The sequence below is a fragment of the Pseudomonas sp. MYb60 genome, from assembly GCF_002979555.1.
In the GTDB taxonomy this organism is placed as follows: domain Bacteria; phylum Pseudomonadota; class Gammaproteobacteria; order Pseudomonadales; family Pseudomonadaceae; genus Aquipseudomonas.
In genome coordinates, this window is sequence record NZ_PCOZ01000001.1 from 199,249 (window position 1) to 214,726 (window position 15,478).

14 protein-coding genes are annotated in these 15,478 nt (G+C 61.2%); 2 read left to right on the top strand and 12 right to left on the bottom strand.

Going from position 1 to position 15,478, the window contains the following annotated elements; translation table 11 throughout:
• The first annotated feature begins 4 nt into the window (after positions 1–4).
• Positions 5–865 (top strand): HlyD family secretion protein, encoded by an 861-nt coding sequence (locus CQ041_RS00930; protein ID WP_105520810.1) that lies wholly within the window; start codon positions 5–7, stop codon positions 863–865.
• Between the two features lie 41 nt (positions 866–906).
• Here the strand turns inward: CQ041_RS00930 and CQ041_RS00935 are convergent, their stop codons facing one another.
• The 3 genes from CQ041_RS00935 to CQ041_RS00945 are packed head-to-tail and all read right to left on the bottom strand — an operon-like array spanning position 907 to position 2,599.
• Positions 907–1,308, bottom strand: coding sequence for a DUF4440 domain-containing protein (locus CQ041_RS00935; RefSeq protein ID WP_105520809.1), 402 nt, complete (start codon positions 1,306–1,308; stop codon positions 907–909).
• Positions 1,308–2,120, bottom strand: a complete 813-nt coding sequence (locus CQ041_RS00940; protein WP_105520808.1) for an SDR family oxidoreductase — start codon at positions 2,118–2,120, stop codon at positions 1,308–1,310. Before CQ041_RS00940 ends, CQ041_RS00935 begins: the two co-directional genes overlap by 1 nt.
• A gap of 14 nt (positions 2,121–2,134) precedes the next feature.
• Positions 2,135–2,599 carry a multidrug transporter gene (locus CQ041_RS00945; RefSeq protein WP_105520807.1) on the bottom strand — a complete coding sequence of 155 codons (465 nt, stop codon included), beginning with the start codon at positions 2,597–2,599 and terminating at the stop codon, positions 2,135–2,137.
• A 180-nt stretch (positions 2,600–2,779) separates the two neighbouring features.
• Between CQ041_RS00945 and CQ041_RS00950 the strand changes: the two genes are divergently transcribed.
• On the top strand, positions 2,780–3,256 hold the full coding sequence (locus CQ041_RS00950) for a hypothetical protein (protein ID WP_146116043.1): 477 nt from the start codon (positions 2,780–2,782) through the stop codon (positions 3,254–3,256).
• A 110-nt stretch (positions 3,257–3,366) separates the two neighbouring features.
• Here the strand turns inward: CQ041_RS00950 and CQ041_RS00955 are convergent, their stop codons facing one another.
• The 9 genes from CQ041_RS00955 to algK form a co-directional block, all read right to left on the bottom strand.
• Positions 3,367–4,818: a mannose-1-phosphate guanylyltransferase/mannose-6-phosphate isomerase gene (locus CQ041_RS00955; protein ID WP_105520805.1), complete on the bottom strand. Its 1,452-nt coding sequence runs from the start codon at positions 4,816–4,818 to the stop codon at positions 3,367–3,369.
• Positions 4,819–4,890: 72 nt separating this feature from the next.
• A complete protein-coding gene (locus CQ041_RS00960) occupies positions 4,891–5,544 on the bottom strand; it encodes an alginate O-acetyltransferase AlgF (RefSeq protein ID WP_105520804.1) in 654 nt (217 codons plus the stop codon).
• Positions 5,545–5,560: 16 nt separating this feature from the next.
• A complete protein-coding gene (locus tag CQ041_RS00965; RefSeq protein WP_105520803.1) occupies positions 5,561–6,733 on the bottom strand; it encodes an alginate O-acetyltransferase in 1,173 nt (390 codons plus the stop codon).
• An 11-nt stretch (positions 6,734–6,744) separates the two neighbouring features.
• Entirely contained in the window at positions 6,745–8,286 is a 1,542-nt protein-coding gene (locus CQ041_RS00970) for an MBOAT family protein (RefSeq protein WP_105520802.1), read from the bottom strand.
• A gap of 153 nt (positions 8,287–8,439) precedes the next feature.
• Positions 8,440–9,549 (bottom strand): mannuronate-specific alginate lyase, encoded by a 1,110-nt coding sequence (locus CQ041_RS00975; RefSeq protein WP_105520801.1) that lies wholly within the window; start codon positions 9,547–9,549, stop codon positions 8,440–8,442.
• A gap of 24 nt (positions 9,550–9,573) precedes the next feature.
• Positions 9,574–11,019: an alginate O-acetyltransferase gene (locus tag CQ041_RS00980; RefSeq protein ID WP_105520970.1), complete on the bottom strand. Its 1,446-nt coding sequence runs from the start codon at positions 11,017–11,019 to the stop codon at positions 9,574–9,576.
• Between the two features lie 11 nt (positions 11,020–11,030).
• Entirely contained in the window at positions 11,031–12,605 is a 1,575-nt protein-coding gene (algG, locus tag CQ041_RS00985) for a mannuronan 5-epimerase AlgG (RefSeq protein WP_105520800.1), read from the bottom strand.
• Positions 12,605–14,089, bottom strand: a complete 1,485-nt coding sequence (locus tag CQ041_RS00990; RefSeq protein ID WP_105520799.1) for an alginate export family protein — start codon at positions 14,087–14,089, stop codon at positions 12,605–12,607. The genes algG and CQ041_RS00990 overlap by 1 nt, the downstream gene beginning before the upstream one ends.
• On the bottom strand, positions 14,086–15,477 hold the full coding sequence (gene algK / locus CQ041_RS00995) for an alginate biosynthesis TPR repeat lipoprotein AlgK (protein WP_105520798.1): 1,392 nt from the start codon (positions 15,475–15,477) through the stop codon (positions 14,086–14,088). The genes CQ041_RS00990 and algK overlap by 4 nt, the downstream gene beginning before the upstream one ends.
• Position 15,478 lies beyond the last annotated feature (1 nt).

The following is a 15,478-nucleotide window of genomic DNA, read 5'->3' on the forward strand; positions in this document are numbered from 1 at the left end:
CCTGATGAAAAAGTTTTTCAGCCTGCTCGCGACCTTGCTGGTACTGGCTTTGGCCATCTGGATCGGCCGCACGCTGTGGGTGCACTACATGCAAACCCCCTGGACCCGTGATGGGCGCGTGCGCGCCGACATCATCAACGTCGCCGCCGACGTCACCGGCGAAGTGGTCGACGTACCGGTGCGCGACAACCAGCTGGTGAAGAAGGGCGACCTGCTGATGCAGATCGACCCCGAGCACTACCGCATCGCCGTCAAGCAGGCGCAATCACTGGTGGCTTCGCGCAAAGCCACCTGGGAAATGCGCAAGGTCAACGCCCACCGCCGCGCCGATCTCGACGCATTGGTGATCTCCAAGGAAAACCGCGACGACGCCAGCAACATCGCCGACTCAGCACTGGCCGATTACCAACACGCCCTGGCTCAGTTGGAGGCCGCTGAGCTGAACCTGAAACGCACCCACGTGGTGGCGGCGGTGGATGGTTATGTCACCAACCTGAACGTGCATCGCGGCGACTACGCCCGCATCGGTGAAGCCAAGATGGCCGTGGTGGATATGAACTCGTTCTGGGTCTATGGCTTCTTTGAAGAAACCAAACTGCCCCATGTGAAGGTGGGCGATAAAGCCGATATGCAGTTGATGAGCGGCGAGACGCTCAAGGGCCATGTGGAAAGCATCTCGCGCGGTATCTACGACCGCGACAACCCCGAGAGCCGCGAACTGATCGCCGACGTGAACCCTACGTTCAATTGGGTGCGGCTGGCCCAGCGGGTGCCGGTACGGATTCATATTGATGAAGTACCACAGGGCGTGCTGCTAGCGGCGGGGATTACCTGCACAGTCATTGTGAACCCGAAACAAAACTAAAATGTAGGAGCAGGCAAGCCAGCTCCCACTTTTTTACCGCGTCAGGCCTTGATGAAGGTTTCGTGCAGATGGCGCCACAGCAGTGCGCCGCTGGCCTGTTTCTCGAATACTACCGTTGCGCGTCGATCGGTCTGGGTGCCGCTGTCGTCCACTTGATGTTCGCGGTAAGTCACCGTCGCGCCCCGCGCATGGCGGTCGATCCCGGCCATTTCGCTCAAGGTGATTTTCAATCCTGGACGCATGCCGCCCAAGCGGGTGAACAACGCATGGACGCCGGCCGCATTGACCCGTGTGCCAGTGGCCGGGGCAACCATGCTGAACTCCGGCGAGAAGCGCGCGAGCAGGTTGTGCAAGGTGCCTTCAGGCGCGACACCGGCAAACCATTGCTCGATCTCGACGTGGGTCTGGATCACTTCCTCAAAAAAATCGCTGTAGTCGATCATTACAAACTCCTTTCCAAGCCAAAGCGCTTCTTCAATACCTTTTCCAACACGCCATTGGGCAACAACGTCGCCAACAACGGCAACGCCCGGCTGCCATTGCCCGAGCGCAACAGGCGCGGTGGGTGTTGCTGCTGGACGGCCTTGAGTACATCCGCCGCGAACGCTTTGGCCGGGGTGGGTTTGTCCTGGGACGCCTGGCTGCGCGCGCGGATGCCGTCACGCAACGGCCACCAGGGTGATTGTTCGTTGATCAGCAATTCGGCCTGGGCCCCGGCATTCTTGGCAAAACGCGTATCGATCGCCCCCGGCTGCACTTCCATCACCCGCACCCCGAACGGCGCCAGCTCCATGCGCAGGGCATCGCTCAACGCGTGTACCGCGGCTTTCGATGCGCAGTAGGCACCGGCGAATGGCGTCACGAGCACCCCGGAAACACTGCCGATATTCACCACCAGGCCTTTGCTGCGGCGCAGGGCCGGAAACAGCGCCTGGGTCACGCCGACGAGCGAGAACACATTGGTTTCGAATTGGCGCTGCATGGCCTCGGTGCCGCCATCGAGCAGTGGGCCCATGGCGCCGTAGCCGGCGTTGTTGATCAGCACGTCCAACTCGCCCACGTGGCTGGCGAGGGTTTGCAGCGCGGCGCTGTCGTTGACGTCCAACAGCACGGCGTGAAAGCCGGCGTCGTTGAGGGCGATAACGTCGGTTTCGCGACGGGCGCTGGCGAGCACGTCGAAGCCTGCGGCCTTGAACGCGTCGGCTAAAGCACGGCCGATGCCGCTGGAGCAGCCGGTGATGAGTACGTTGGGCATGGGTCAGTCCTTTGTCAGTCCGAGAAACTGCCTTGCAAATGCTCGGCTCGAAATTCCAGGGTTTGCGGGCGATAGCCGGGGCGCAGGGGTGGGGTTGGAAGGCAGTCTTGCCAGGTGCCGCCGGCTTGAAGTTCACCGGGGCCGCGATAGCGCGGGGCGGCGTAGACGTTGTCGGCCAGGTTGACGGTGTCGCCCGGCGCGTAGGCGGCGAGGCGCCAGCGCAGTTCGCTGAGAGGCACGTCGTTGCCGTTGTTCAGCGTGAGTTTCAGCGGGCGATCGGCGGGGCATTCCTGCGGGGCGTAGGTGATGCGCAATTCCAGGCGCGCCAGTTGGGAGGCTTCGCGGTTGTCCAGCCACACCACCCAGATCGCCACGAAGCCCAGGCCTACCGCTGCGGCGAGGGATACGGGCAGGGCCTTGGCGGGGTAGCGCAGCAGCAGGATCAGCCAGGTGATGATCAGGAGAACGCCGAAGAACATGGTGACCACCTCGAATGGGGAACGAGCATCCTAACTCAAGCGTAGGTGGGATTGGCTAGCCTGGGAGGTGTGTTGGTCTGACGATGGAACGACTTCTAGGCGTTCTTCCACAAAGGCGATGATTGGAACGCACTTGCCTTGCCAGGATGGCTGTTATCCGAATATTTCGAGTACCTGATCATGAAGATTCAGTCCAATGCGACGCATGTTGTCTTGCCCCTCAATGCACCTGAGACAACCGTTCCTCCTACGTTGTCGGCATCGCTCAAGCAGGCCATTGCTGACGAGGTGTCTGCCCGGTTCTCACCTGCGCTTCATCCCCATCAACGCAGCTCGTTATTTGAATCGTTCAAGCAAGCGATCCAAGCTGAAATCAGTACCCATCTCCCCGTGGTGAAGTACAACCAGGAGAACCAGGATAAAACCTTTGGGGCCGCCATGACGTTCGGCGGTGCCGTGATGCAGGGTCTGGGCAAGAGGATCGGGAGTGCCGGTGGGGTAGGAGCGAAAGTTGTCGGGGCAGGCATGGTGTTCGGTGGGAAAGTGGCTGAAGAAACGGGGAAAAACACCTACGGGAACGCTGGTAGCTCTGGCACCACCGGTGGCACCAATGCCTATTCAGGCTTTTACACCGGGTTCGGCGGCTCTAATAAGTGAGTGCCTGGGTTCGCCTTAGGGTTGTCTGAGGGCGCAATAAAAAGCCCCCGCCCAACCGACTGCGGATAGGGGACGCAGTCGGCTGGACGGGGGCTTCTTGTACGACTGTTTTACTGCGCGATAGTTTTCACCGACACGCCACGTTCAACCGGCGTCGAGCGCCCGTAGATATCTTCGAACCGCTCGATATCGTCTTCGCCCAAATAGCTGCCCGATTGCACTTCGATGATCTCCAACGGGATCTTGCCCGGGTTGCGCAGGCGGTGCACCGAGGCGATCGGGATGTAGGTGGACTGGTTCTCGCACAGCAGGAACACGTTCTCGTCGCAGGTCACTTCGGCGGTGCCGCTGACCACGATCCAGTGTTCGGCGCGGTGGTGGTGCATCTGCAGCGACAGGCACGCGCCCGGTTTCACCGAGATGTGCTTGACCTGGAAGCGACCGCCCATGTCCACCGAGTCGTAGGAGCCCCACGGACGATAGACTTCGCAGTGGTTCTGGGTCTCGGTGCGGCCCTGTTCGTTGAGGGTGTTGACCATCTGCTTGACGCCCTGGACCTTGTCCTTGTGGGCAATCATCATCGCGTCCTTGGTTTCCACCACGACGATGTTTTCCAGGCCGATCACCGACACCAGCTTGCCGTTGCCGTGGATCATGCAGTTCTTGCTGTCCTGGATGACCACATCGCCCTTGGTCACGTTGCCGTTGGCGTCTTTATCGTTGACCGCCCACAGCGAAGCCCAGCAGCCCACGTCGCTCCAGCCGGCGCTCAGCGGGACCACGCAGGCGCGCTGGGTTTTTTCCATCACGGCGTAGTCGATGGAGTTGTCCGGGCAGCAGGCGAACGTCGCTTCGTCGAAGGACACCGTGTCGGCATCCTGCTCGCTGCGCTCGAGGGTCAGCAGGCAGGTGTCGTAGATGTCCGGGTCGTGCTTTTTCAGCTCTTCGAGGAAGCGACTCGCGCGGAACAGGAACATGCCGCTGTTCCAGAAATAGCCGCCGCTTTTGACGAACTCGACGGCGCGTTTTTCATTCGGTTTTTCCACGAACTGTTCGACGCGGCTCACGCCTTCGGGCAGCAGCGAATCGTTGGTGGACTTGATGTAGCCGTAGCCGGTTTCCGGACGGGTGGCCGGCACGCCGAACAGCACCATCTCGCCACGCTCGGCGGCCACGGTGGCCAGGGCGAGGGCGCGTTGCAGGGCTTTCTGGTCGTCGATCACGTGATCGGCCGGCAGCACCAGCATCAACTCGTCGCGGCCTTCATTGACCAGCATCATCGCGGTGAGGGCCACGGCCGGTGCGGTGTTGCGGCCGAACGGTTCCATCAGGATGCGCTGGCATTCAAGCTTGCGGTTAGCCAGTTGCTCGTTGACGATGAAACGGTGGTCCTTGTTGCAGACCACGATCGGCGAGTCCATGCCTTCGAACACCAGGCGTTCCAGGGTTTGCTGGAACAGCGTGTGCTCACCGGTCAGGGCCAGGAACTGTTTTGGAAACTGTTTGCGCGATAGCGGCCAAAGACGTGAGCCGCTGCCACCGGAGAGGATTACTGGGATCATGGGTGTTTCTCCTTGAATCGATTGGGGTCAGAGCCCACCCCTACTGGGGCGGGCCTCAAGTTGAAAAGCTAATCAGCGGGTCGATACCGGGCGTTTCACCCAGACTGGCGACAGGCTCGAACCGGAGCCTGTGACATACAGCACCGCCGCTTCACCACGTTCCAACGCAACCGGCTTCACATCACCGACTTTCTTGTCACCGTCATACAACGCCAGGCTTACCTTCACCGGGTTGATTTCGCGCTCGCCACGGCCCTTGGCGGCCACCGACTTGACCACATCGGTCTTGCCATCGGCGGTCTTCAAAGTCAGGGCCTTGTCACTCAGGTTTTGCACACGTACCAGGGATTTCTGCTTGTTCTTGAACGGCGGCTCTTCGATCAGCTGCGGCTGGCCGCTGCCGTTGTTGACCAAGGTGTAGTAGTGATCAGCGGCGAGCTTGACCGGCACGGTCTGGCTGCCGACCTTGGCGCTGTAGTCACCGCCGGGCATGAAGCTGAAGTCGCTGCTGGCCAGGGGCGCAACGTCGCTCAGGTTGGTGCTGCCAACCGTTGCGCTGACTTCCTGGTTCGACGCGTTGAAGACCCGCACGAAGCTGGAGCCTTTTGGTGCGACGGGGCCGTACAGCGCGGCATCACCGGCAAAGGCCGACATGGAAGCGATGCTCAGGCCAGCGGCGATTGCCAGGGTCTTGGCGAGACGACGAGGAGTAGTAGTGAAAGTCATGTGAGTTACCTCTCTTTCAGTTTTGCGCCCGTTCGGGCGTCTCGGATTTTTGGGTGTTGATAGCCATGTTTTGTTGGCGCGAACCGGCTTGTTTAAGTTGCGCAACCCACGACGGGTCGGCATCACCGATTTCGTTGTTTACCGGCAGATAACGTTCAGGAAACTCCCAGATCAGCACCTGTGGCGGGCTGTTCTTGAAGTCGTCGCTTTTCAGGTAGCTGAGCATCGGCAGGATCGGCCCGTGGCCGTCTTCCGAGTAGTTGATGACATCGCTGTGCAGGGCCTGCTTGAGCGCGCCGACGAAGTTCCAGTTGGGGTTGGCGCTGTAGCTGGTGCCTACCAGGGCCACTGGGGTTTCACTGTTGCTGAACAGCGCATCGTCGCCACCGGCTTCAGCCAGGTGGGTGACGCGTTTTTCCAGCGGCTCTTTGGGCGGCATCAGGTTTTCGAACAGCGGGTCCAGGGGCAGGAACAGACGCAGGTCGCCTTTATGCGGTGCGGTGTTCTCGGCCTCGGTGACGAAGCGCTGTGGCTCGCCGCTCAGCGGGGTTTTCTGCGCGATGGTCTTGGCCAGTTGCTGGGCGGCGATCTCGGCACCGTCCGGGGTCCAGTGGGTGTCGGTGCGCAGGAACACTTGCTTGCCGCTCAGCTTGGCCTGTTGCAGGGGGCCAAGCAGGTCGGGTGCCGGGATCTTGTCGGCCGCGACACGGGCATGGAAGTCCTGGTACAGATTGGCGTGGATGCTCGCCGGTTTCACCTCACCGATGTGCTCCGGGTACAGGCGCACCTTGGCCGGCACGATCGCCATTACCAACTGAATGCCTTGGGCCTTGAGCTTCTGGCGCACGCCTTCGACCAGCGCATAGTTGCCTTGCAGGTTCTGGTCTTCATTGACGATGGGGTTGAACTCCTCGTCGCTGTACAACCAGTGATCGCGGCCCAGCACCACGCCAGGGCGACCTTCATTGAACAGCTTGTAGTCCAGCGCCGCCCAGAGGTTGGTGCCCAGGCGCTTGATCGGGAACTCGTCGTCGTAATGGGTCTCGACGGCCTTGGTCCAGCGACCGTTGAGCACGGTCGCATCGGCATTGGTGCTGAAGCCCAGGAAACTGCGCAGCGACCAGGCGCCCAGGGCCAGTAGCAGCGCCATGAACAGGCCGATGTAGAGGACGCGTAATGAACGGGTCATGGTCGGCTCCCTCAGAATTGGAAGTAAAGGAACGGCGAGAAACTCTGCGCCGACAGTTTGAGAATCGACGCCACGAACAGCAGCAGCACCACCGCGCGCATCGCGTAGCGTGGCCAGTCAGCGGTCCAGTAGGCCGGTTGTACGGCGGCGTCCTGGCCCACGCTGAAACCGGGCTGGTGGATGCTGCCGGGGTTGTCACCCGGTACCGCCTTGATCAGGCTCGGGTCGGCTGGCTGGGTTTTGTCGGTCTTCTCGGCAGGGCGGTTGGTGTAGAAATCACGCAGGCCGAAGAACGCCAAGGTTGCATACGCCACCACCAGGGTTGCCACTTGCAGGCCGGTCAGGCTGGCCCGGTTGAGTTCCGACAGCGACCACTCGCCAAAGCTGAACATCGCACCGTACATACGGCCGGCGACGTGCAGGTTTTCGGCGCGGAAGATTACCCAGCCCATCACCACCAGCAGGAAGGTGAAGGCCCAACGCACCGGGTTGAAGCTGCGCGGCGAGGTGTTGAGGCCGATGGCTTTTTCAATCGCCAGCCACATGCCGTGCCACGCACCCCACACGATGTAGGTGATGTTTGCACCGTGCCACAAGCCACCGAGCAGCATGGTCAGGAACAGGTTGCGGTAAGTGGTCAGCGTGCCTTTGCGGTTACCGCCCAAGGTGATGTACAGGTAGTCACGCAGCCAGGTAGAGAGGCTGATGTGCCAGCGGCGCCAGAACTCGGTGATCGACTGGCTGATGTACGGCTGCTTGAAGTTTTCCATGAAGCGGAAACCCATCATCAAGCCCAGGCCGATGGCCATGTCGCTGTAGCCGGAGAAGTCGAAGTACAGCTGCGCGGTGTAGGCCAGTGCGCCGAGCCAGGCGTCACCCGTGGTCGGGTTTTGCAGGGCGAAGCAATGGTCGGCCACCACCGCCAGGGTGTCGGCGATGAAGACCTTCTTGATGAAACCTTGCATGAACCGCGTGCAGCCCTCGGAGAACTTGTCGAGGGTGTGGGTGCGGTTGTTGAACTGGTCCGCGAGGTCGCGAAAGCGCAGCACGGGGCCGGCGATCAAGTGCGGGAAAATCGCCACGAACGCCGCAAAGTCGATGAGGTTGCGGGTGGCCGGGGTGTCGCCGCGATACACGTCGATGATGTAGCTGATGGACTCGAAGATATAGAACGAGATACCGATCGGCAGCAGCACATGGGTGAGGATGAACGGCTCCAGGCCTGCCGACTTCATCATCACGTTGATGCTGTCGACGCCGAAGTTGGCGTACTTGAAGTAGCCGAGGATGCACAGGTCGACCACCACGCCGAGCAACAGCCAGCGCTGGGCCGGCTTGGTGCGCACGCCCGCTGCACCGACCTTGAGGCCGATCCAGTAGTTCCACAGCGTCACGGCGGCAAACAGCGCCAGGAAGTCCACTCGCCACCAGGCGTAGAACACGTAGCTGGCAATCAGCAGCAGCAGGTTGCGATAGCGTTGCCCGCTCAAGTAATACAAGCCGAGAAAGATCGGCAAGAACAGAAACAGGAACACATTGGACGAGAAAACCATCCCGATCTCTCCATGTTTAACCACAGTCAAGGGCAGAGCCCCCCCAAACCCCCCCACGATTTCGAAGGAGGGCGGTACAACTATTCCACTGCCGAAACCGGCTTAAAATGTGGGAGGGGGCAAGCTCCCTCCCACAATTTTTACCGCGTTGCGTCAGCTACCCTTGTTGCCTTTTTCATGCGCCGGGTCGTAGACCTTGGTCAGGTCACCCCCCAGGCGGAAGGTCTTGAACGGCTGCATCCCATGCTTGCGCTCAAGTACATCCGGGGCGCAGGTGTAGAGGGTGCAGAAGGGTTCAAGCCAGGCATATTTCATGTCTTTCTTGAGGTCTTCCATGTCTTGCTTCTTGCCATTCTTCTGCTCGAAGAGGTCCGGGTCCTTGACCCCGGCCAGTACCTTCTCGCCCAGGCGCTTGAGCGCGCTGTTGTTTTCCTGGCGCAGGTCAACACCGTTGACCAAGGCAAAGCTGGCAATCATCGACAGCGGCGGCAGGGCGTAGTTGTGATACGACAAGGCCCGTTGCTGGCGCTTCAATTCATTCGGCAAGAAACCCTGGTCATCGACCTGGTTGACGCCAACCTTGTATTCCTTCACGGCCCAGTCAAACAGGTCGCGGCGGTTGGTGGCGACAGACGTGGCCATCACTGACCAGGCAGCCCAGTAGGAGTGGTTGTTGGTTTTTTCCAGCGGCAGGTTGTCCCAGTCGCTCACCACCTGATCGGCCAGCTTGTTGAACCAGGCTTCGATCAGCTGTGATTCCTGCTGGTGGTTGGCCAGCGGGTGGGAGTCGGAAAACTTCAGGCGGACATAGGCCGACGCCATGCTGCCCAGTGCCCATTTGCGCATGGACTTGCCGGTGTGGTTGAAGTCCTTGGACATCAGTGCATCGGCCTTGGCCCAACTGGTCAGCCAGTTGAGCGTGCATTCCAGCTGCTCCGGACGACCGTCGCGCATGAACTGCATCACGCGCTTGCTGGTGTCTTTTTCCAGCTTGGTGATATCGGCGGTGCTGTCGCGGAAGGCTTTTTCCGATTGCACATTCAGTGTGGAACGGGCTTTGTCCGAACCCTCGTACTTGCTGCGAAATTGCAGCGAGCCGGTGTACGGCGCCGGCATGGCGTCGCAGTCATTCTTGAAGTCGCCGGTCTTGAAGGCTTCCACCGGGGCGAAATAGCCCTGAGGCGGACGCAGTGGGGCGGCGGCGTTGACTGAGCCGGCGAACATCGCCAGGCCCAGCAGCGTTGGAATCAATAACTTCTGCATAGGTAACCTCATTGCGCACTTACTTCACGGCAGCGAAGCAGTCTTCTGACCGCCGCTAGGGAATACGTTGCGTGTGCAAATTTTCGCTTCAACCTTCTGCGCGGCCTGGCCCGCTTCCGGACCCTGCACTTCCACGGCCAGCAAGTTCTGCGAGGCCCAGTCGTCATCGGTGCGCAGTTCAAAGGCGAAACGCCCGTCTGTATCGGATGTTTCGGGTTTCTCGATCTTGATGTCCTCGTGGCGCCCGTTCATGTACCAGAGGGTGGCTTGCAGGGTTTTCACCGACGGGTCGGCGAAGCGGATATCGACCTGGTGATTGGCGTTACGCAGGTCTTTGTTCGAACTGTTAACCAGCAATTCGTTCTTGCCCGGCTTCAGGGAAGTGCTCGCGGTCATCTGCGCAGGCTTGCCTTCGCAACCGTTGTCCAGCAGCGACATCATCTGGCGGTAGATGGTCTCCTGGTCCAGGCGATACAGCGGCGAGAACTCCCAGATAAGGATCTTCGGCGGGCTCTTCTGGAATTCGTCGCTGCCCAGGTACTGGATCATCGAGCCTTCCAAACCACCGCCGGGGAAGGCGACGTTGAGGATGTCTGCGCCAATTTCCTGTTCGAGGAAACCGGCGAAGTTGTAGTTCTTGCCACTGTGGCTGGTGCCCACCAGGGTGATCTGCGGGTTGCCCGAGTCGCCGAACAGGTCGCCGTCGCCCGCTTCGCCTTTGGGCTCGGTGGTGAACTGGTCCATGTACTGAATCGCGTAGCTGGTGCCACAGAGTTGCCCGGCCATGTTGTGCAGGGTGCCGGTCTTGCCCATGCGCCCGGAGCGCGTGGTTTCGAATTCGCGCTTGGGAATGTCAGCGAACTCGGGCATCGCACGCACCTTGGCGCCGACGATTTTTGCCGTGCGCTGGGCGCCGTATGGCGTCCAGTGTTGGTCGCCGCGGAAGTAGAAGTCGTGGGCGGGCAGTTCATCCGGCAACTGTTCGTTGGTCAGCGGCGACAAGTCCGGCACCACGTAGCCCATCTTGGCGAAACGGCCGAGCATGGTCTTGTAGTTGCCCAACGCCTTGTCGAAATCGAACTTGGCTTTCTCTTCTGGGTTGAGCTTGTTGCGGTTCACCAGGCCACGGGTCGGCTGGTAGACCACCACCAATTCCACGCCCTTGGCCTTGAACGCATCGTGCAGTTGTTGCATGCGCTTGTAACCGGCCGGGGTGGTGTCGAACTCGGTGCGCAGGTCTTCCTGGGTCCGGAACAACCAGTCGCCCTGGGCTTGCACCAGGGTGGTGAAGTTCTGCTGGTAGCGCGTGGTGTAGTTGCGCGCGTCATGGGCGGCAGGGCACAGGCTGCAGCAAGGTTCAGCGGTGAAAGACGGCGCCTGGACTTCGTCGGCGCGCACGCCCTGGCTGGCGGCGAGCAGGCCGAGGGCCAGACCCGAGAGGCTCAGCAGTTTGATCATGTGTGGGTGCATAAGGGTCATCCTCAATCCTGCAATTCGGTCTGGCGTTCGACAGGGTCGATCAGCACGGCTTTCTGCTGGCGCACCAGCAGGTCGAGGATCTCTTCCTGACGGTCGCCCAGCACGCCGTTGAAGCTGATGCCGCTGGATTTGGTCGGCGCCAGCATCGACACGCGGTACAGCTCCACGCTGAGCGGCGAGTCAATGGACAGCGGCCCGCTGCCGTTGCCGGCCAGTTCACCGCCGACCACGATCAGCGACACCTGGGCGTCGAACGGGTCGAGGGCGATGTCGCGGTCGGTGTCGGTCAAGTCTTTGATGTGGCCGTAGAGGCCAGTCAGCCCGTTGGCCATCGAGGTGTTTTCGTACAGCTTGATGTTCACGCTGTTGCGCACCCGGATACCGTGGCGACGGTTGGCAATCACCTTGTTGCCCCACAGCAGGTTGTCACCGCTCTCATAGAGGGTGATGCCGTCGGTGTGGTTGCGGTAGAACTCGTTGTCGGCCACGTAGTTATTGACGCTGTTACGGTCCAGCACCAGGCCCGACAGCTTGTTCTCGTAGCTGCGGTTGTTGAAGATGAAGCTGTCGTTCACTTCGCGGGAAATGATGATGCCGTGCTTCTTCTTGGTGCCGTACACGGTGTTGTCCGCGATGATCAGGCCGTGGGAACGGTCGTGGGGGTCAATGCCGTAGACGATGTTGTCTTTGTAGGTGTTGCTCTTGATCACAAAGCCTTCGGTCTCGTAGCAGTAGAAGCCGTACCACATGTCCGAGAACTCGGAGTCGATGATCCAGCCGGTCGGCTCGGAGCGCTTGAGCACCTTGGCCATGTTCGGCGTGTACTGGGAAATACTCACCCCGTATGACTTACTGTTGGCGTAGCCAAAGCTGGCCATCTTGGTCTTGGAGATATAGGTCTCGGTGCCGCCCCAGGCCAGCAGGAACGGGCGGAACTCCTTGGCCGACTTGAACAGCGCCGGGCCGTTGGCCTTTTCGCTCCAGCCGGTGACCTTGGTGTCACGCACAAACAGCTGGCCGTCGTTGATCAGGAACGAACCGGCTTCCTGGGACAGGCGCAGCTCCTGGGTCTTCTTGTCGATTTCCAGGATGCCCTTGCGCCCGACCACGATCGGCAACTTGGCGATGAACACACCCGGCGACGTTTCGCTGAGGTACTGCTTGGGCACCTTGCCCAGCAGGTCCTTGAGGTTCATGTAGCCATCATCGATGAAGATCGCCTGGGGAATGCCGTGCTGGCGCACGACCCATTCGGCCATCTTGTTGTCACCGCCGATGAAGTCCTTGAGGGCGTCTTCCTGCATCATGCGGCGGATGCTGACCTTGCCCGGCTTGCTGCGCACGATCTTCTTCTCGATCGCCGCATCGGTGTAGCCCGACAGGTCAGGCAAGGCCGGCTTGGCCATCTCCAGCGGCGCGGTGGGCGGGCTGGAAATGGTGTAGGTCTTGGCCTGCTGCAGTTCCTTGGCGATGGTCGGCGCCTTTGTCGGCTGCGCGGTGCTGGCGAACGCTGTGGCACTGGCCATCAGCATTGCGGCAACGAGCATGTGTTGAGATTTCATCGCGCAGGCTCCCATCAGAATTTCCACACCACATCGACGAATGCGCGGTGCATGTAGGAATCGACGTTGCTGCCATAGGCATCGCCCGGCTTGAACACGCCGGCACGAAAGCGCACCAGCGCCGACGGCTCGTCGATGGACTGGCTCAGCGCAGCCGGCAACAGGCCCTTCTTGAAGTACTTGGTGACCACCAGGTCCATCTCCTGACCCAGGTCTTTCTTGCCGTCGGCCAGCGGCAGCGAGGTGCTGGCGATGATGTTGCCGGCGGTGTCGGTGGTGTTATCCAGCGCCGCGATACCGTTGCTGCTCACCGGCTTGTTGCCGTCCACACGCCAGAACTTGTGGTACACCAGGCTGGCGTCGTAGTCCTCGCGCAGCTGCCAGGAACCGAACAGGCTCATGGACTGCATGTTGTTCATTTCGCCACGGAAGGCTTCGCCGAAACGGTGCATGCGCGACTGGGTGCCGGTCCAGTTCGAGCGGTTGCTCTGCAGGCCGTTCTGTTCGTAGTCGGCGCTGGCACGGGCGTAGGCCGCACCCACTTGCCACTGCGGATCGAGGCGCAGGCGCACGCCGAGATCGGTGGCCCAGCCGCTCAGGTTGTCGCTGTTCTTGGCCTGGTCCGTGCGCGTGCCATCGGTTTTCAGCGCGTTGACTTTGTCGCGGTCGCCCTTCATGCCGGTGATGCTGGCCCAGTAGTTGACGGTGTTGGTGTTGCGCCAGTTGTACGCGTCGCTGTTGGCTTCGATGCCGAGCCAGGTCAGGTCGCCGTTCTCGCGCTTGTCCAGCGAGTCGGTGGGCACACCCGGTTCCGGGAAGTCGAGCTTGCCGTTGTCATGGGTGTGGTGGGCGCGCAGGCCGATCCACTGGCCGGGCGTCCACTGGTAGGCGGCGTCGGCGTAGAGGTGCTGGCGGTCCTTGTCGACCGGGGCCAGTTCCTTGAGGTCGGTGCGGTATTCGCTGAAGCGTTCGGCAACGCCGACGTTGGCTTTGAGCAGGGTGGTGTCAAAGGTCCAGTTCAGCGCTTCGATGTTGGTGTCGCGCCATTGGCCGTCATCATTGCGCAGGCGCTGGCGACCGAATTTGAGGATCTCGCCAGGGTAGGGCGTGAAGCCGCTGTAGCCGACCCAGAACTCGCGCATGGCCAGGTAGTTTTTCTTGGTCTTGCGGTCGTCGTTGCTGGTCTGCTGGTTTTCGTCTTCTGACGACTGTTGCAGGGTGTCGGTCTCGATGATGTCGCTGGACACCACCGCCTGGCCCATGGCGTAGGCACTCCACGCGCCGCTTTCACCGTAGATCCACGGGCGCACGTCGAGGCCGATGCCGTTGACGTCGCCGCCTTTTTGCGTGCCGAGGTCGCGGTCATCTTCGGACTGGGCGGTGGCCTTCACTTCCAGGCCGAAGTTCTTGGCTTCGGTCAGCGCGGCCAGGGTCGGGCACGACCACAGCAGGGCGAAGGTCAGGCCGATACCGGCCTTGACGAATGGGTTGAGCTTCATAGGGATTCCTCGCCGTCTTCTTCTTCCAGGGCGTGCAGTTGCAACGTGCTCTGAGCCAGGGTGCCGCGCGCGGCCAGCTCCTGTTGCACCAGGCGTTGACCTTGAGCGCGTTGCTCAGGGGTCAGCGGCGCTTCGAGCTGCGTGGCCAGGTCATTGGCCTCTGGCGTGTCCTGGGCTTTAGCCAACTGGCTGAAGACATAGGCATTCAATGGGTCGGGCTTGGTGCCCTTGCCTTGGGAAAACAATTGAGCGATGGCGAAGTCGGCACTGTTCTGGCCGTTGCGCGCAGCGGTCAGCAAATGGTCCAGGGCCTTTTGCGAGTAGACCTGGCCCAGGTAGCCACGGCGATAGATCTGGCCGAGGTAGTAGTCGGCGGCGACTTCCTTGCCTTGGGCTTTCTGGAAGTGCGCTTCGGCGGCCTTGGCATCGGCCGGCACCCACTTGCCTTCGTAGTAGAGTTTGCCCAACAGCAGTTCGGCGCGCGGCTGGTCGGCAGCGCGGCCGTTGTCCAGGTACTTCATCATCTGGTCGACGTCGCCCAGTTCGGGGAAGTCGTAGAGCAGTTGCGCCAGGCTGACCCAGGACGCCGGGTAGCCAGGGGCAATTTTTTCCAGCAGGGCCTGGGCGGTTTTTTCGTCCGGGGTGCCGAGGGTGGCATCGCCGAGCACGCGGGCGACGCTGTCGACACGCTGCGCGGTGACGGTGCCACGGCTGTAGCCGGCTTCCATCTGCTTGAGCAGTTCGGCCTGTTTCTCCGGCTCGGCTTTTTTCTGGTAGACCGTGGCCAGCTCGACGTAGCAGATGTCGGTGCTGTTCAGCGCGGCTTTGCAGATGCGCTCCACATCATCCAGGTGCTGGTCGTAGGTGTCCTGGGTGCGATACAGCAGCACTTGGGCCAGGCCGGCTTCCGGGTAACCCGCCGCCTGCCATTGACTGATCTGCTGCTGGGCATTCACGTTCGGGAAGCTGTGCGGGTATTGCAGGTACAGCATGGCCAGCGGAATCAGGGTGTTGCCTTCGCCATTGGCAAAGGCTTTTTTCAGCAGGCCTTCGGCTTCGTGGTGTTCGGCTTCGGTGCTGCCGGGCTTGGCCACCAGCAGGCGACCGAGACGGGCCTGGGCGCGGGTCGAGGTGTCCGCCGCCGCACGGTAGGTGGCTTCGGCCTGCTTGATTTGCGCCGGATCGCGGGTGCCTACCTGGATATCGGCCAGACCCACTTGGGCCTCGCTGTAACCCAGGTCTGCCAGTTGCTGGTAATTCTGCTGCGCGGTGACAGTGTCGCCACGCTTCAGTGCTTCGTTAGCCAGGCGTTGGTCGGGCAGGCCGGCGCAACCGGCGAGGGCGATGGCCAGCGCCAGGGGCACCGGCAGGTTTCGAAGGGCGCTCATG